The sequence below is a fragment of the Flavobacterium ammoniigenes genome (genome assembly GCF_020886055.1).
Taxonomy (GTDB): Bacteria; Bacteroidota; Bacteroidia; order Flavobacteriales; family Flavobacteriaceae; genus Flavobacterium; species Flavobacterium ammoniigenes.
The window spans coordinates 1-18,468 of the sequence record NZ_AP025184.1; the positions used below are offsets into that span (position 1 = coordinate 1).

The following is an 18,468-nucleotide window of genomic DNA, read 5'->3' on the forward strand; positions in this document are numbered from 1 at the left end:
AATTTGTTCACATATTTGTTGTCCCAGAAAAATACAAGAATTGCCCCATCTTTTTTTCTACTAATATAGTAACCAAACTTAAATAATTTTAACCGAATATATGAACAAAACTGCTCAATCAGTATGGGAAAACTGTTTATCTTTCATAAAAGATAATATTCAAGACCAAGCCTACAAAACTTGGTTTGAACCAATCAAGTCAGTTGAGCTTACCGATAACGCATTATATATTCAAGTACCAAGTAAATTTTTCTACGAATGGTTAGAAGAACATTACGTTAAATTATTAAAAGTTGCGTTGACCAAAGAACTTGGAAAAAACGCAAAGTTACTTTATAAAATTAAAATGGAGAATACTTACGGTAATAAACAACCGTATACGGAACAACTACCTTCTGCCAACAGAGCGCAAATGAAACCGCAAGATGTTGATGCTCCATTAAAAAATTTAAACCCTGAACTTAAAAATCCGTTTGTAATTCCTGGAATTCGTAATTTAAAAATCGAATCCCAGTTGAATGCCAACTATAGCTTTGACAATTTCTTAGAAGGAGATTCTAATCGATTGGCTCGTTCTGCAGGTATGGCAGTTGCAAACAAACCTGGTGGAACTTCTTTCAATCCATTGTTAATCTTTGGAGGAGTTGGTTTAGGAAAAACACACTTAGCGCACGCTATTGGTGTTGAAATTAAAGACAAATACCCAGAAAAAACAGTTTTATATATTTCAGCTGAAATTTTCACCCAACAATATATCGATTCTGTAAAGAAAAATACTCGAAATGATTTTATTCATTTCTACCAATTGATTGATGTATTAATCATTGACGACGTTCAATTCCTTTCTGGAAAATCAGGAACGCAAGATGTATTCTTCCATATTTTCAATTACTTACATCAAAATGGTAAACAAGTGATCTTGACTTCTGACAAGGCACCTGTTGACATGCAAGATATTGAACAACGTTTGTTGTCTCGTTTCAAATGGGGATTGTCTGCTGAATTGCACCAACCCGATTACGAAACTAGAGTGTCTATTTTGAAAAATATTCTGTATCGTGACGGTGTTGAAATGCCTGAAGAAATCATTGAATATGTGGCTCGCAATATCAAAACGAATGTTAGAGAATTAGAGGGTGCTATCATTTCTTTAATTGCTCAATCTTCTTTCAACAAAAAAGAAGTGACTATCGAATTAGCGAAAAGCATCGTAGAGAAATTCGTTAAGAATGTCAAACGCGAAATCTCCATCGACTACATACAAAAAATTGTTTCCGATTACTTCCAATTGGATTTAGAAACATTACAATCCAAAACTAGAAAAAGACACGTGGTTCAAGCAAGACAATTAGCGATGTTTTTTGCTAAGAAATTTACCAAAGCTTCTCTAGCCAATATTGGATCTCAAATTGGAGATCGCGATCACGCTACAGTATTACACGCTTGTAAGACCGTTGATAACCTAGTTTCTACTGACAAACAATTCAAAAAGTTTGTTGAAGACATCCACAAAAAATTAACTTTATAGACAGCAAATGTCCGTAAAAATCCTAATGGTATGTTTGGGTAATATTTGTCGGTCACCTTTGGCCGAAGGAATATTAGCCTCAAAATTATCTCAAAACACATTTCATGTTGATTCTGCAGGAACAGGTTCATGGCATATTGGCCAATCTCCTGACGAACGCTCTATTGCCGTAGCCCAAAAAAACGGCCTTGATATTTCTAAACAAAAAGGAAGACAATTCAGCAGTGCTGATTTTGATACTTTTGATTACATTTTTGTAATGGACAGATCCAATTATGACAATGTTATCGCTTTGGCGGAAACTCACGAACATAAACAAAAAGTAAAACTCATCATGAATGAGTTAACGCCAAATCAAAACCAAGACGTGCCCGATCCTTATTTTGGAATGCATAACGGTTTTGATATTGTGTATGCCATGCTTGACAAAGCTTGCGAAGTAATTGCTCATAATTTGATTGCTAAACATCAATAAACCCTATTTTTTTTAAATCTAACAACTCAACCCTATGAACACCAACATATCATTAGGAAAACTGTATTTAATTCCAGTTACAATGGGAGAATGCGACCCTATGGATGTACTGCCTCAAACGGTAAAAAGAGTTGTTGCATTAATTGATTACTATATTGTAGAAAATGAAAAAACGGCGCGCAAATCAATAAAAGGAGTACTTCCAGAAAAGAAACAATCTGAACTAGTCCTTTTTGCCCTGAATAAACATACTGATGCAAAAGAACACCTTAGTTTTATTCAGCCTTTATTAGCTGGTAAAAACATGGGGTTAATGAGCGAAGCTGGTTGCCCTGGCGTAGCAGATCCGGGCGCTGTAATTGTAAAGTTGGCGCATGAAAAAGGAATTCAAGTCATTCCGTTAGTTGGCCCTTCTTCTATTCTATTAGCCATGATGGCATCAGGCATGAATGGGCAAAGTTTTACTTTTAATGGCTATCTACCCATTGATAAAGGTGAGAAAAAATCAGCTTTAAAAAATTTCGAAAAATTATCTTTTGATAAAAATCAATCGCAAATTTTTATCGAAACACCCTATCGCAACAACAAATTACTAGAAGACATTCTGCAAGCTTTACAGCCATCAACACACCTATGTATTGCAACCGATATTACCTTACCTACCGAATACATCAAGACCCTTCGTGTAGCCGATTGGAAAAAAACAAAAGTAGATTTACACAACCGTCCTACTATTTTCATCATTCATAAAATGTAATGATTCCCATTCATTCTTTTTACTTTATTATTATGCATGCATAATAATAAATACCTATATTTACTTTTCAAAATAGCAGATTATGAGTTATACAGATAAAATGTTGCGCGATGACGCATTGAAAGGAAAAGTGATAGTAGTTACTGGAGGCGGAAGCGGTTTAGGAAAAGCCATGACCAAATACTTTTTAGAATTAGGCGCCAAAGTTGCCATTACTTCCCGTGATTTAGACAAACTTAAAAACACCGCAGCAGAACTGGAAACACAAACTGGTGGAACTTGTTTGCCAATTCAATGTGATGTTCGTCATTATGAAGAAGTTGAAAATATGCTTCAAGCAACCTTGAAAGCTTTTGGCAAAGTAGACATCCTTTTGAACAATGCAGCAGGAAATTTTATATCACCTACAGAGCGTTTATCTTCGAATGCTTTTGACACCATTATCGACATTGTACTAAAAGGAACCAAAAACTGCACATTGGCTTTTGGAAAACATTGGATCGATACTAAACAAACTTCTTCAACTGTTTTAAATATAGTTACCACTTACGCTTGGACTGGTTCAGCATATGTAGTACCAAGTGCAACTGCCAAAGCAGGAGTTTTAGCAATGACTAAAAGTTTAGCCGTAGAATGGGCCAAATACGGTATCCGTACCAATGCCATTGCGCCAGGACCTTTCCCAACAAAAGGAGCATGGGATCGTTTACTACCCGGTGATCTAGCCGAAAAATTTGATATGGCTAAAAAAGTACCTCTTAAACGTGTTGGAGATCATCAGGAATTAGCCAATTTAGCTGCTTATTTAGTCTCTGACTTTTCGGCCTATATCAATGGTGAAGTAGTAGTGATTGACGGAGGCGAATGGCTGAAAGGCGCAGGACAATTTAATCTATTAGAAGATATTCCGGCTGAAATGTGGGACATGTTAGAAATGATGATCAAAGCCAAAAAAAATAAATAAACCCCAATAAGAAAGAGCACTACAAATAGTTGCTCTTTTTTTTATAAATAAGTCAAAAATAAATATATCAATTTAGCAAACATTTAGCAAAAATGGAATTCACTCTGAATTAAATTCCTATTTTTGTTAGGTTAACTTAAGAATACTATTTTATGCTCATTATTGGAATTGCAGGCGGAACAGGAAGTGGAAAAACGACAGTAGTCAATCAAATTGTTAATGAATTACCCGAAACCGAAGTAGGTATTATTTCGCAAGATTCTTACTATAAAGAAAACGTAGGAATGACTTATGAAGAAAGAGCCGCCATCAATTTTGACCACCCAAGATCTATCGATTTTGAGTTATTGGTACACCATCTTAAAGAATTAAAAGCAGGGAATAATATTAATCAGCCGGTATATTCGTTTGTATCTCATAATAGAACCAGCGACACTGTATTTACACATCCCAGAAAAGTAATGATTGTAGAAGGTATTTTAATTCTAACTAATCCTGAATTAAGAGATCTTTTTGATGTGAAAATTTATGTTCAAGCCGATCCGGATGAGCGTCTCATTCGCCGACTAAAAAGAGATATTGCTGATCGTGGCCGTGATATGGATGAAGTGTTGAACAGATACCAAACTACTCTGAAACCAATGCACCAACAATTTATTGAGCCTACTAAAGCATTTGCCGATATTATCATTCCGAATGACAAATACAATACCGTAGCCATCGATGTGGTTCGCGCTGTAATTAATCAAAAACTAAACGTTTAATAAATATAAACCCTCCAAAATTCTAATGTAAGCAATGTTAATTTTGGAGCTATTTCCCGCTTTCCGTTACAATCCATTCTAAAAAGAATGGGATTTTCACTGCAATCGGGGCTAAAAAAAGGACTCATGACAAATCCACTTAAAAACAAATCTTGGTTCAAGCTATTGAGCAATAAATACATTTTAGTGCTGGTATTTTTTACTGCCTGGATGCTTTTTCTAGACAACTATTCGTATTTCGACCATCGTTTCCTAGACAAACAAATTGACGAACTAGAAGATAACAAAACCTACTATCAAGAAGAAATAAAAAAAGATAAAAGACATATAAAAGAGCTCAAAAATATTGAATATGTTGAGAAGTATGCTCGTGAAAAATACTATATGAAAAAAGACAGCGAAGATATCTATATCATCGAATTTGAAGGAGACAGCGCCATCAAAACCAAATAACCTCTTTCTTTCTTTAATACGAAACAACCAAGCCAATGAAACCTCTTTTTACAAATTTCGCTCCCGTTTCTGCCAAAGAATGGAAACAAAAAATTCAGTTTGAACTCAAAGGAGCTGATTATAACGAAACCTTGATTTGGAACTCACCAGAAGATATTAAGGTCAAACCGTTTTATGACAAAGAAGATATAAAAGAAGTACTATCTGTTGCTACTAAAGCAACTGATTTTAATATCTGCCAAACTATTTTTGTACATGATGTTGACAAATCAATTGCACGGGCTTTAGATAGTTTAAACAGAGGGGCAGAAAGTATTGCTTTCACTATAGAAGACGAGTCTACAGATGTAATAAAATTGTTAGAGAAGTTGCCATTGAACAATACACCTATTTTCTTTGATTTCAATTTCATTTCAATCGATTTTGTACAAAAATTGGCAACCATAGCCAAAACAAAAAAAGCAATCATCTATTGCAACCTAGATCCTATAGGCCATTTAGCCAAAGAAGGAAATTGGTTTACCACCAATGAAAAAGATAATTTTGAAACTTTAAATCAACTCGTACAGAAAGACAATTCGCTTTCATTGTTTAGTGTAAATGGATCGTTATATCAAAATGCCGGCGCTACCATTGTTCAGCAAATTGCTTATACTTTGGCCCATGCCAATGAATATTTTAACCGCATTGAGGTAACTACACCACACACTATGGTGCTAGAAATTGCGGTAGGAACCAATTACTTTTTTGAAATCGCTAAACTAAGAGCCATCCGATTATTGTTTGATACGATTACAAGAGAATACAATCAAAATTGGAATTGCCACTTACTGGTTAGACCAACAAAAAGAAATAAAACCTTATACGATTACAACGTAAATATGCTTCGCACCACAACCGAATGCATGAGCGCAATTCTTGGAGGTGCTGATACAATTGCCAATTTACCTTATGATGCTTTGTACCACAAAGACAATGAGTTTGGAGATCGTATTGCTCGAAACCAATTGTTGATTTTGAAAAACGAAAGCTATTTCGACAAGGTCAATAACCCTTCCGATGGTAGCTACTACATTGAAAGTTTGACCCATCAATTAGCAGATAAAGCCTTGGTACTATTTAAAGATATCGAAGCCAATGGAGGATTCTTAAAACAACTGAATGAAGGAATCATCAAAAGAAAAATTCAAGAAAGTGCCGACAAAGAACAAGACTTATTTGATACCGGAAAAGAAATTTTACTAGGTACAAATAAACATGCTAATAAAGACGATCGGATGAAACACGACTTGGAACTTTTTCCATTTGTCAAAATAAAACCAAGAAAAACATTGATCACTCCCATTATTGAAAAACGTCTTGCCGAGAAAATAGAACAAGGACGATTGGAAAAAGAATAATTGTACTGTTTCAAAAAACACTGTCAAATAGAAATTTGTCACCAAAATGAAAAGAAAAGACCTCCAACATATTCAAATCAAGTCTGTAGAAAATGGTCCTGTTGCAATTAAAGCAGAAGCTCATTTTCAAACAGCAGAAGGAATTGGTTTGAAACCAACCTATACCCAACAAGATATTCAAAAATTAGAGCATCTGGATTTCGGGGCAGGGTTTGCACCCAACCTACGAGGACCCTATGCGACTATGTATGTACGTCGTCCTTGGACAGTGCGGCAATATGCAGGGTTTTCTACTGCCGAGGAAAGTAATGCTTTTTACCGACGCAATTTAGCCGCAGGCCAAAAAGGACTTTCCATAGCTTTTGATTTACCTACCCACCGTGGCTACGATTCGGATCACGAACGCGTGGTGGGCGATGTTGGAAAAGCAGGTGTCGCCATCGATTCTGTAGAAGATATGAAAGTCTTGTTTGACCAAATTCCGTTGGATGAAATGTCAGTATCCATGACGATGAATGGGGCTGTACTTCCGATTATGGCTTTTTATATTGTTGCTGCAGAAGAACAAGGCGTGTCTCCAGAAAAATTATCAGGCACCATTCAGAATGATATTTTGAAAGAGTTTATGGTTCGAAATACCTATATCTATCCTCCCACTCCTTCGATGAAAATTATTGCTGATATTTTTGAATACACTAGCAAAAACATGCCGAAATTCAATTCTATATCTATTTCGGGCTACCATATGCAAGAAGCTGGTGCTACCGCTGATATTGAGTTAGCTTATACTTTAGCCGATGGACTAGAATACATTCGTACAGGTTTAGCGGCAGGAATGAAAATTGACGAATTTGCACCTAGACTTTCCTTCTTTTGGGCCATCGGAATGAACCATTTTATGGAAATTGCCAAAATGCGTGCAGGACGAATGATCTGGGCCAAATTAGTCCAACAATTTGAACCGAAAGACGGTAAATCATTAGCATTGCGAACACATTGCCAAACATCAGGTTGGAGCTTAACCGAACAAGATCCGTTTAATAATGTGGCAAGAACATGTATTGAAGCAGCTGCAGCGGCTTTTGGCGGTACGCAATCCTTACATACCAACGCTTTAGATGAAGCTATTGCATTGCCGACCGATTTTTCAGCAAGAATAGCTCGAAACACACAGTTGTATCTTCAAGACGAAACCAAAATCACTAAAACAGTAGATCCTTGGGCTGGGAGCTATTATGTAGAGAACCTAACCCATGAAATTGCTCAAAGCGCTTGGAAGTTAATCGAAGAAGTGGAAGAATTAGGGGGGATGACCAAAGCTATTGAGTCAGGTATACCAAAACTACGAATTGAAGAAGCCGCAGCTAGAAAGCAAGCACGTATTGATAGTGGACAAGATATTATTGTAGGAGTAAATCAATATCGTTTAGATAAAGAAGATCCGCTACAAATTTTGGATGTGGATAATCAAATGGTGCGTAAGCAACAATTAGAACAATTGGATTGTATTAAATCTAGTCGTAATAATGACAAGGTTAAAAAAAGTCTAGATCAATTAATTCAATGCGCCAAAACAGCTGAAGGAAATTTATTAGAAATTGCAGTTGAAGCAGCTAGAAACAGAGCAACTTTAGGAGAAATTAGCGATGCTCTAGAGACGGTTTTTGGAAGATATAAAGCACAAATTAAATCATTTAGCGGTGTGTATAGTAAAGAAATAAAAAATGACGAAAGTTTCGAAAAAGCAAAACAACTAGCCAATGTTTTTGCAGATAAAGAAGGTAGAAGACCTAGAATCATGATTGCTAAAATGGGCCAAGATGGACATGATCGTGGTGCCAAGGTAGTTGCTACGGGGTATGCCGACGTGGGTTTTGATGTGGATATTGGTCCGCTTTTTCAAACACCTGCTGAAGCAGCTAAACAAGCCGTAGAAAATGATGTGCATATACTTGGCGTTTCATCATTAGCAGCTGGCCACAAAACCTTAGTGCCTCAAGTGATCGAAGAATTAAAAAAATACGGCAGAGAAGATATTATGGTTGTTGTGGGTGGCGTTATACCAGCACAAGATTATCAATTCTTATTTGATGCTGGAGCGGTAGCGGTATTTGGTCCCGGAACCAAAATTAGTGATGCTGCCATCAAAATATTAACTATTTTAATTGATTAATTCACATAAAAAGGGCGGTCTAAATAGACCGCCCTTTTTATATATGTTCAAACACATTATATTGAAGCGTGTTTATCTGGCTCTATAAATGAAGTATCATAGCCCCCAAAAGCCTTCATATAACTCACAATCGAAGTGCCATAAACATCCCTAAAGTAACGCTCACCGTTGGATCTAAAGAATCGCTTTACTGTACGAACTCCTCCTAAATGGGCAGCGGCCAAAATTCCAGATTCTGTAATAAGAATTCCATTAATAACAGCCCCTTCATACTTTGAAATTTCTTTTCTGAGTAGCCATTTGTTTTTTGCTAATAGCGCTATAAATGCTTTTTCTTGCAAATCGGGATTTTTCAAAAAAGCGGAAGTATTGTGAACCCCAATTGTACGCAAAGTTCCAGGTCCAAATTGGTATTTTCCTAAATAACCTAAGGAATTGATTTTTTTGTACTTTCCTTGCGACTCTTTGAAAGCAATTGCTTCTTTAAAACCAATGAAAAAATTTCCAGTATACGGAATATTCAATTTGGCGTAGTCTTCTTGTTTGTGAGATGGAAATAGATAATCGGATTGATTTAATCCGTCTGTAAGAAACCAAGGATTGGAATCTAAATTGAAAGGTTTAAAACCTAAGCTTAAAAAAGCGATAATCAGTAGTAAAGTGGAATAATAATGCCATTTCTTTATCATAAATTGTTTTTCTTCTGAGCCCTGTCACCATCAGAAATTTCTACACGGCAAATATACAACAAAAAATATAAGGCTTAAAATCAGACTATTAAAGTTTTGTTAAACAATTTATTAACAGTAAAGATATGGTATCGAAACACCGAATTCAAAAAATAGAAGCTTTTGCACAAGAAATAAAAAAAAGGCGAAAAATACTTTTCGCCTGTTTTATTATCTTTTTACGCCTTGACTGTTAATCCAATTGTAATATTTCTTTGCATTTTGTTCATGTTCCGCTTGAGTTACGGCAAAATCATGGTAACCAAAACGTGTTACACTAGCGCAGAAATAAATATAGTTGTGTTTTTCTGGATTCAACACTGCCTCGATTGCTGTAATATCCGGCATTGCAATTGGACCAGGAGGTAAACCTGCACTATAATAAGTGTTGTATGGCGAGGCTACTTGTAAATCTTTATTTAATACTCGTTTAATTACTTGTTTAAAATCGTTGGATTTCTTTTTCACAGCATAAATAACCGTAGGATCGGCTTGCAATAAAATACCTTTGTGCAAACGATTCAAATACACCCCCGCAATTCTGGGTCTTTCATCTTTTTTTACCGATTCTTTATGGACAATCGAAGCTAATATTGTTGCTTCTGTTGGTGTCAAACCTTGTGATTTGGCTTTAGCAACACGCTCTTCATTCCAAAAATTGCGGTATTCTTTAATCATTTTATCGCGAAACTTAGTGGCCGTAGTATTCCAATACAATTCATAGGTATTGGGAATAAACATAGTCAACACATTTTCTTCATTAAAACCATTTTCTTTTAAAAAGGTAGTGTCTTTAAAAGCAGCCAGTAATGAAACACTATCCGCTTCAATTTCAGAACCTATTCGTCCAGCAAAGTCTTCTAATCGTTCTTGATTATTGAATGATAATTTTACTTCATTATTGATTCGCAATGCATTAATCAATTCGTTGCTATTCATCCCTTTTTTGAATAAAAACTTACCTGGCTTAACATTGTTAGGGTACTTCTTTTTATTTGCAACTGCATCAAATCGATCCATATCATTCACATAAGGAGCAACAATTTGTTTTACGGCTTCATAATCTGAATCGGTTGGGATGTAGACATAAACTTCAGTTGCTTCGAATTTAGTATTGTCGGAAAATATTTGGCGCACCATAATCAATCCGTAAATGATTAATGCGGAAATTACAACGATACTTACTGAAGTGATACTTTTTTTGATATTCAAAACTCTATATTTTTAAAATGAATGATTAATTAATTGATAAAGGGCCTCGTCTTTGTAACTTCCGCTGACTAAGGTCCAATCCTTTTTAACGCCTATTTTTTCAAAGCCAAATTTAGTAAAAAGTGCTATACTAGCCGTGTTTTCAGTAGCAATATTTGCATACAATTGGTGCAGGTTCAAATTGTGAAAAGCATATTTGATAAGCAATTCTAATGCTTCTGAACCGATGTTTTGTTTTCTATTCTCAATGGATTGAATTACAATTCCTATTCCGGCGCGTCTATTATGAGGATCAAAATCAAACAAATCAATTAAACCCAAAGCTGGAAAATCTTCGTCTTGACAAATGGCCATTCGCAATTGTTTGGCCTCATAAATATCTTGATGGGCGTTTTCTAAATACTGTTTTACCAAAAAACGACTATATGGAGTTTGTGTATTACTTACCTCCCAAATGCTCTGGTCGTTTTCCATTGCATAGACAAACTCCAAATCATTAGGTTCCAATGCACGCAAATAAATAGTTTCGCCTTTTAATGTTATCATCGGATTGATTTAGATTTCGATTGTTCCTTTAAAAACAAATTCGGCTGGACCTTTTAAAAATACATTGGTATATTTCTCATTTACTTTATCAAATGAAACCGCTAATTTTCCGCCTTCAACATTCAAATTAATTTCATTTGAATTAGTTTGACCTGTTGCATTCATTGCTATAGCAACCGCAGTAGCCCCTGTTCCACAAGCCAAAGTTTCATCCTCAACTCCTCTTTCATACGTTCGTAAAGAAAAAGTTGTTTCGTCAATTTTCTTTACAAAATTGATATTACTCCCAGCTTGTCCGTACAAGTTTCCGTAACGAATGGCAGCACCATTTTCTTTTACATTAAAATGTTTTAAATCCTCTACAATTTGAACATGATGCGGAGAACCAGTATTTAAAAAAGAATAGTCTTGTGTATTTTTGATTTCGGCAACATCAATCATCTGCAAAGAAACAATTCCATCCGCTCCCACTGTAGCATGATGCAAACCATCGGTAGCCATAAAAGTAGTTTCGTTTTGAATCACATTTAGTTTTTTGGCAAAAGCCACCAAACAACGACCTCCATTACCACACATCGAACTTAGATTTCCATCCGAATTGTAATACACCATTCTGAAATCAGAAGTGGCATCAGTATCTAATAAAATCAATCCATCCGCACCAATCCCAAAACGACGGTCGCACAAATGAGCTACTAATTGCGTATTTTCTTTAGGAAAAGTATTCGAACGATTGTCAATCATGACAAAATCGTTTCCGGTTCCTTGGTATTTATAAAATTCTAATTGCATTTTTTTGATTTATAAAGGACAAAAGTACGAACTATTAATGAAATGTTAATCATTGTTAAAGAGCGTTAAACTGTTTTTTACAAAACTATTTCTCCATTAAATTTACGCTCAGTAATTTAAAAACGAAAACAATATGAATCGCTTTTCAAATCTATTTTTAGTTTCCCTCATGAGTGGGGCTGTAACCTTAAGTGCGTACAAACTGTTATTTGACCAAGATGGTTATTTTTCAAAAAACAACAATGGATTAGTTACTGTTGCCAATGATTTTTATGGCAAACGAATAGGATTCTCACCAGAGAATGTAGATTTCACCGAATCGGCAGAGAAAACCATTCATACCGTTGTTCACGTTAAAAATGTTTCTCGAAGAACCATTACCAATCCCATTATGGAATTCTTTTATGGCTATGGCGGCAGCCAACAACATGAACAAATTGGTACCGGTTCGGGTGTGATTATTTCCGAAGATGGTTATATTGTAACAAATAATCACGTGATCAAAGACGCTACCGAAATAGAAATTACGTTAAATAATAAAAAATCGTACAAAGCAAAACTTATTGGTACCGACTCCAAAATGGATATTGCTTTGTTGAAAATCAATGCCGATGAAAAATTACCCTACACGGCTTTCGCTAATTCCGATTCAGTAAAAATTGGAGAATGGGTTTTGGCTGTTGGAAATCCGTACAACTTAACCTCAACAGTAACTGCTGGAATTGTATCTGCCAAAGCACGAAATTTAAACACCAGTGGCATTCAATCTTTTATTCAAACCGATGCTGCGGTGAATCCAGGAAATAGTGGTGGTGCCTTGGTGAATACCCGTGGCGAATTAATTGGAATTAATACCATGATCAGTTCTCCAACGGGAAGTTACACCGGTTATTCATTTGCTGTCCCTTCCAATATTGCCCGAAAAATAATCGAAGATATTATGGAATATGGGAACGTTCAAAGAGGAATCCTAGGTGTTGAAGGAGGCGAATTAAATTCAAAATCATCAAAAGAATTAGGTATTTCACAGACTGAAGGTTTCTATGTCAATAAAGTAACCAAACGATCTGGAGCTGAAAAAGCAGGACTTCAAAAAGGAGACGTTATAATTAAATTGGACAATCAATCAATAGCAACTTTTGCTGATTTATCGGGCTACATCAACACCAAACGCCCTAATGATAAGGTGGCTGTGACTATCATACGAGAAGGAAAAAACAAAGTAGTTCCAGTAATTTTAAGTAAAAACGAATACTTTAATACCGAATTCAAAGGTTTAGAATTGGAAAATATTGACGCTAATGATAAAAAAAGATTCCGCTTGAATTATGGTGTAAAAATCAAATCGATAACCAATGAAAATTTAAAAGCCTACGAAACCGAACTTTTAGGGAATATCATTCTTAGTATTGATAACATAAAGGCAACAGATATTGAAACTGTTTCCAAATTACTCAATAATAAAGAAGAAAATCAGAGCATTCGCATTGAAATGATCAATCAAAATGGAGAAATTTTTCGAATAATTATTTAAGTTATTCCTTTTAGTTTACAAAAGCCGACTTAAAATAAGTCGGCTTTTTTTTAATTTATTGGAATAACCGTAGTGGTCTTTACCTCCGAGATTATAAAGAAACTATTAATCAAAGAAACTTCGGGCAATACCGATAATTTTTGTTGGTGAAAATGATGGTAACTATCCATATCAGGTAACACTACTTTGAGTAAATAATCAAAATTTCCAGAAACAAAATTACATTCGATTACTTCGGGCATGTTCAAAATTGAAGCATTAAATCCTTCCGACACATCATGGGTTTGCTTCACTAAAGTGACCTGACAATAGACCGTTAGATGCATTCCTAGTTTCTTTTTATTCAGAATGGAAACGTATTTTTCTATTATCCCTTCTTTTTGCAAACGTTTTACTCTATCGTGAACTGGCGTCAACGATAAATTAATCTTATTCGAAATGTCTTTAAGGGTTAAATGAGCATCTTCTTGTAGTAAACGAAGAATTTTTTTGTCAATAGCATCAATAGTAATCATAACCAGCAATATATAAGTTGATCAAATAAATGAAACGATTATTTTTCTTCTAGACTTCAAAAAACAAAACATTAAAAGAATAATAATATACAAATATACAATATAAAAGAAAATATTTCTTATTTAAGTGTCTAAATGCCATAATTTTTCCTTTATGCCTACATTTGATATTGTGAAATAATTCTAACTTAATAATTACTACTCATGATAATAGGTGTTCCAAAAGAAATTAAAAACAACGAAAATCGTGTAGCCCTAACACCTGCAGGTGTGGCTGAATTCAAAAAGCACGGACATGTGATTTATGTTCAAGCTAGTGCTGGTGAAAATAGTGGTTTTAACGATAGCGCTTACACCAATGCGGGGGCAATCATATTACCCACTATCGAAGCGGTATACGAAATTGCAGAAATGATTGTTAAGGTCAAAGAACCTATCGCTTCTGAATACCCTTTAATTAAAAAAGACCAATTACTATTTACTTATTTCCATTTTGCTTCATCAGAAGCATTAACCAAAGCCATGATCGAACGCGATGCGGTATGTTTGGCTTATGAAACTGTTGAAAAATCAGATCGCAGTTTACCTCTTTTGGTACCTATGTCGGAAGTAGCAGGAAGAATGTCGATTCAAGAGGGGGCTAAATATTTAGAAAAACCTATGCAAGGAAAAGGAATCCTTTTAGGAGGAGTTCCGGGTGTCAACCCTGCTAAAGTAGTCGTTTTAGGAGGAGGAATTGTAGGAACTCAAGCAGCAAAAATGGCTGCAGGTTTGGGTGCTAAAGTTACTATAATGGATGTGAGTTTGGCTCGTTTGCGCCAACTATCAGATATCATGCCTGCTAATGTGACTACCTTAATGTCGAATCATTATAACATTTGTGAAGCTATAGCTGAAGCCGATCTTGTTATTGGAGCCGTATTAATTCCAGGAGCCAAAGCGCCTCATTTAATTACAAAAGACATGTTGCAATTAATGAGTCCAGGAACAGTTGTGGTTGACGTAGCTGTAGATCAAGGAGGTTGTATTGCAACTTGTACACCAACTACTCACGAAAATCCAACTTTCGTTATCGACGGAATTGTTCATTATTGCGTAGCTAATATGCCAGGAGCAGTACCTTACACTTCAACTTTGGCTTTGACCAATGCTACTTTGCCCTATGCTTTACAACTGGCTAACAAAGGTTGGAAAAAAGCCTGTAACGAGAACGAAGAGTTGAAAAAAGGATTAAACATTGCCAATGGTAAAATTGTATACAAAGGAGTGGCTGACGCTTGGGGTTTACCTTTTGAAGATGTAGCCAGTATTTTATAAAATCAAATTTTGTCTATCATTAAAAAAGCCGTCTTGAAATCAAGACGGCTTTTTTATTTAAATTATTCTTTAGGTTTAGTCGCATAATATATTGGGATTCCTGTTAACATAATCAATACTCCCCAACCACAAGTGGAAAATTTAGTAATCAATAAGGAAATACAAACTGCAGAAGCAATTACAATATATACCAAAGGTAAGAATGGATATCCAAACGCTTTATAAGGACGTTCAGCTTCTGGCATTTTTTTGCGAAGAATGAAAATTCCATAGATCGTTAGAATGTAAAAAATTAACACAATAATGATCACAAAATCTAATAAATCACCATATTTCCCAGTCAAGCATAAAACGGAAGCCCAGACACATTGTACCCAAAGCGCCCATTCAGGAACACTTGCCGAATTCAGATTAGCTGCTTTTTTCAAAAACAAACCATCTTTAGCCATGGTATAATACACTCTTGCTCCTGCCATGATCAATCCGTTGTTACAAGCGAAAGTAGAAATCATAATCATTACCGCAATAATAATGGTTCCAATATCACCAAAAGTATATTGAGAGGCAACCACAGCTACTCGATCCGATTTGGCTGTAGCAATTTCATCCAATGGAATTACTGCTAAATACATCAAATTGGTCAATACATAAATGATCGTAACAATAAAAGTTCCAAGAAACAAACTCAAACCAACATTGCGTTTTGGATTCTTAATTTCGCCTGCTATAAATGTAACGCCATTCCAAGCATCACTTGAAAACAAAGATCCCACCATAGCAGCAGAAATACCCGTCAATAAAGCAGTTCCGCCAATTGGTAACCATGAACCAGTTTCCGTATTGAAGGAACGCGTGTTCCAAGCATCAGACCAGTTGGCATTCCAAACTTCAGCCTTAGCGGCCAATAAAAATCCGAAAATTATCAAACCGAATAAAGACAGAATTTTAATTACAGTTAAAACGGTTTGCAATGTTTTGCTGTTTTTAACCCCTCGGCTATTTACATAAGTAAGTAATACAATCGTAACAATAGAAACAATTTGGGCTGCATTCAATTTAAATGATCCCAAATCCAATAGAATATTCTCATCACTCAAAGAAGGAATTAAATAAGCAGCAAATTTTGAAAAACCTACCCCAACAGCAGCAATAGTTCCAGTTTGAATTACAGAAAAGAAACTCCAACCGTATAGAAATGCAATTAATTTATTATAGGCCTCTTTTAAATAGACATATTGACCACCTGCTTTTGGAAACATAGCGCTCAACTCTCCATAACTTACAGCTGCAATCATGGTAATTAATCCTGAGATTAACCAAATTAAAGTCAACCATCCAGCCGATCCTACTTGCCTAGCAATATCAGCACTTACAATGAAAATTCCAGATCCAATCATTGATCCAACGACCAACATGGTTCCGTCTAACAATCCTAATTCACGTTTAAAATCTCCTGGTTGGTTATTTTCTGTCATAATTGGTTTTAGTTTTTGGTTGGTTAAAGATATACTTTTTTTCAAAAAATGAGTTTTTGAAAGTAAAAGAAAAGTGAACCGAGTATATAAAATAAAAAACTCCTCATTATGAGGAGTTTAAATTATTATTCTATTGTTGTAACACCCTGTTAATTTGAGTGAAATTTTTCTCGTAATATTTTTCTTTTGTAGAGGAAATAATCACACCACCGTGAGTAGCAGAGTGTATGAATCGAATCTCGCCCTCGTTAACTTCGACAACCATTCCGACATGATTAATCTGATTACCGCCTCTGGTTTTGAAGAAAATCAAATCGCCCTTTTGAGCTTGATTAACATCTATAACTGTTCCAATTGTAGCCATTTCTTGGGAAGATCTTGGCAATTTAATATCCAAAGAACTAAAAGTAGCATACATTAAGCCCGAACAATCAAAACCATTTTTGTTAGTTCCTCCTGATCGGTAACCAATTCCTAAATTATCCGATGCCATACGAATCAATTCATCCGCAAGCTCTTCATTGGTATTCCATTTGGCAAGACTACTTGCAATAGTCAAATTATCCTTAATTTCTTCGGTATCTGAATTGTCATTATTCACTGCTACAACAACAGCTTCCTGAATCGCTTTAGCGCCCGAAATATTTAATTTTGCACCCACATATAGATTTTTAATTATGTTGGGATTTTGAGCTTCTAAATCGGCTACCGAAATACCATACTTTTTAGCGATACCATATTTAGTTTCTTTCGCCAGTACTTCGTGAGTAACAATTGCAGCATTTTCTTCAACCTTTTCTTTATTTATTACTACTATTGGTTCTTTTGCATTTTCTTTTACCTCTATTTTTATTGGAGACACTACCTCAGCTTGTTTCACGATTGGCTGACTCACTACGGTTCCTTCTTTTACAGGAATTAGAATTTTTTGCCCTGCTTTAAGCGCTTCGTTTTCCAATATCGGATTTACTTTATCTAAATCGGCTACTGAAATTCCGTATTGTTTTGCAATTCCAAATTTTGTTTCTGAAGGCAATACTTCGTGAGTTAGAGTTGTTGTTGTAAGCACAACAGATTCAGCAACGCTCTTACCATTTTTATCTTTAAGAACTACCTCTTTTTTAGGTTCTAATTTTGGGGTATCTTTCTTGATTAGAGCTGCATTGTTTTGATTGTCTTTAGTTGGAATCTTAATTTTTTGACCTGCTTTTAATCCTGTTTCTACTAATTCTGGATTGGCAGTATTAAGTTCCTCTAGAGAGATTTCATATTGTTTCGCAATCCCAAATAAAGTTTCTTTTGGCTGAACTTCGTGAGTCTTTTCAATAGAAGTAATCTTCGATTCTGTTTTGACTTTCGATCCTTTTGATGTCGAACGCGGAATTAAAATAATAGATTCTAATTTGAGTACTCGGCTACAATCTGGATTAAGTTCATATATAGCGGATGGTTCCACTTGGTATTTCTGTGCAATAGCAGAAATGGTTTCGCCTTTTTTTACCGTATGTTTAATCAGTTTTTCTTGAGAAAAAACATTCGAAAAATTGATGAATGCTATTATAAAAAGTAGTTTGTAGAATTTCATTAGGTCTTTAATTTTACTCTCAATTTACGTGAAATAATATTTTAATATCCATCATTAATAAAACAGAGAGTTTATTTCAAGGAGTACAAAGGTAGCCTTTTTACTCACTAATTAAGTTAAAGCATTTATAAAATTGAAAAGAAGAGTAGTTATTACCTAATAAAAACTACCTTTTTAACAGTGAATATAAATCAACTATAAACAAAAAAGCCTAAGTTTTTACTTAGGCTTTATACTATATAATAATATT

17 protein-coding genes are annotated in these 18,468 nt (G+C 35.1%); 10 read left to right on the forward strand and 7 right to left on the reverse strand.

Annotated features, from left to right (window positions below):
• Window positions 1-100: 100 nt before the first annotated feature.
• The 8 genes from dnaA to scpA all read left to right on the forward strand — a co-directional run bounded on the left by dnaA (window position 101) and on the right by scpA (window position 8,514).
• Complete coding sequence (dnaA, locus tag LPC21_RS00005) at window positions 101-1,528, forward strand: chromosomal replication initiator protein DnaA (RefSeq protein ID WP_229317207.1); 1,428 nt, start codon at window positions 101-103, stop codon at window positions 1,526-1,528.
• Window positions 1,529-1,535: 7 nt separating this feature from the next.
• Window positions 1,536-2,003 carry a low molecular weight protein-tyrosine-phosphatase gene (locus LPC21_RS00010; protein WP_229317208.1) on the forward strand — a complete coding sequence of 156 codons (468 nt, stop codon included), beginning with the start codon at window positions 1,536-1,538 and terminating at the stop codon, window positions 2,001-2,003.
• 34 nt (window positions 2,004-2,037) lie between these two features.
• A complete protein-coding gene (locus LPC21_RS00015; protein WP_229317210.1) occupies window positions 2,038-2,760 on the forward strand; it encodes an SAM-dependent methyltransferase in 723 nt (240 codons plus the stop codon).
• 82 nt (window positions 2,761-2,842) lie between these two features.
• Complete coding sequence (locus LPC21_RS00020; protein WP_229317212.1) at window positions 2,843-3,724, forward strand: SDR family oxidoreductase; 882 nt, start codon at window positions 2,843-2,845, stop codon at window positions 3,722-3,724.
• 152 nt (window positions 3,725-3,876) lie between these two features.
• Window positions 3,877-4,488: a uridine kinase gene (udk, locus tag LPC21_RS00025; RefSeq protein ID WP_229317214.1), complete on the forward strand. Its 612-nt coding sequence runs from the start codon at window positions 3,877-3,879 to the stop codon at window positions 4,486-4,488.
• Window positions 4,489-4,614: 126 nt separating this feature from the next.
• Entirely contained in the window at window positions 4,615-4,941 is a 327-nt protein-coding gene (locus LPC21_RS00030; protein ID WP_229317216.1) for an FtsB family cell division protein, read from the forward strand.
• Window positions 4,942-4,976: 35 nt separating this feature from the next.
• Window positions 4,977-6,341 carry a methylmalonyl-CoA mutase subunit beta gene (locus tag LPC21_RS00035; RefSeq protein ID WP_229317218.1) on the forward strand — a complete coding sequence of 455 codons (1,365 nt, stop codon included), beginning with the start codon at window positions 4,977-4,979 and terminating at the stop codon, window positions 6,339-6,341.
• A 46-nt stretch (window positions 6,342-6,387) separates the two neighbouring features.
• The gene (gene scpA / locus LPC21_RS00040; protein ID WP_229317224.1) at window positions 6,388-8,514 is read left to right on the forward strand and encodes a methylmalonyl-CoA mutase; all 2,127 of its coding nucleotides are present in this window, start codon (window positions 6,388-6,390) and stop codon (window positions 8,512-8,514) included.
• 56 nt (window positions 8,515-8,570) lie between these two features.
• Here the strand turns inward: scpA and LPC21_RS00045 are convergent, their stop codons facing one another.
• The 4 genes from LPC21_RS00045 to dapF form a co-directional block, all read right to left on the reverse strand.
• Complete coding sequence (locus LPC21_RS00045; RefSeq protein WP_229317226.1) at window positions 8,571-9,203, reverse strand: peptidoglycan-binding protein LysM; 633 nt, start codon at window positions 9,201-9,203, stop codon at window positions 8,571-8,573.
• Window positions 9,204-9,413: 210 nt separating this feature from the next.
• Window positions 9,414-10,454, reverse strand: coding sequence for an endolytic transglycosylase MltG (mltG, locus tag LPC21_RS00050; RefSeq protein WP_229317228.1), 1,041 nt, complete (start codon window positions 10,452-10,454; stop codon window positions 9,414-9,416).
• Window positions 10,455-10,466: 12 nt separating this feature from the next.
• Complete coding sequence (locus tag LPC21_RS00055; RefSeq protein WP_229317229.1) at window positions 10,467-11,000, reverse strand: GNAT family N-acetyltransferase; 534 nt, start codon at window positions 10,998-11,000, stop codon at window positions 10,467-10,469.
• A gap of 9 nt (window positions 11,001-11,009) precedes the next feature.
• Window positions 11,010-11,792 (reverse strand): diaminopimelate epimerase, encoded by a 783-nt coding sequence (gene dapF / locus LPC21_RS00060; RefSeq protein ID WP_229317230.1) that lies wholly within the window; start codon window positions 11,790-11,792, stop codon window positions 11,010-11,012.
• A gap of 133 nt (window positions 11,793-11,925) precedes the next feature.
• Here dapF and LPC21_RS00065 point away from each other — a divergent pair, with 133 nt between their 5' ends.
• The gene (locus tag LPC21_RS00065) at window positions 11,926-13,326 is read left to right on the forward strand and encodes a Do family serine endopeptidase (RefSeq protein WP_229317231.1); all 1,401 of its coding nucleotides are present in this window, start codon (window positions 11,926-11,928) and stop codon (window positions 13,324-13,326) included.
• A 50-nt stretch (window positions 13,327-13,376) separates the two neighbouring features.
• On the opposite strand, the gene LPC21_RS00070 is transcribed toward LPC21_RS00065, so the two are convergent.
• Entirely contained in the window at window positions 13,377-13,841 is a 465-nt protein-coding gene (locus LPC21_RS00070) for an Lrp/AsnC family transcriptional regulator (RefSeq protein ID WP_229317232.1), read from the reverse strand.
• A gap of 204 nt (window positions 13,842-14,045) precedes the next feature.
• Between LPC21_RS00070 and ald the strand changes: the two genes are divergently transcribed.
• Entirely contained in the window at window positions 14,046-15,158 is a 1,113-nt protein-coding gene (ald, locus tag LPC21_RS00075; protein ID WP_229317233.1) for an alanine dehydrogenase, read from the forward strand.
• Window positions 15,159-15,220: 62 nt separating this feature from the next.
• Here ald and LPC21_RS00080 read toward each other — a convergent pair whose 3' ends face one another.
• Complete coding sequence (locus tag LPC21_RS00080) at window positions 15,221-16,633, reverse strand: APC family permease (protein WP_229318590.1); 1,413 nt, start codon at window positions 16,631-16,633, stop codon at window positions 15,221-15,223.
• A 130-nt stretch (window positions 16,634-16,763) separates the two neighbouring features.
• The gene (locus LPC21_RS00085) at window positions 16,764-18,218 is read right to left on the reverse strand and encodes a peptidoglycan endopeptidase (RefSeq protein ID WP_229317234.1); all 1,455 of its coding nucleotides are present in this window, start codon (window positions 18,216-18,218) and stop codon (window positions 16,764-16,766) included.
• Between the last annotated feature and the right edge of the window lie 250 nt (window positions 18,219-18,468).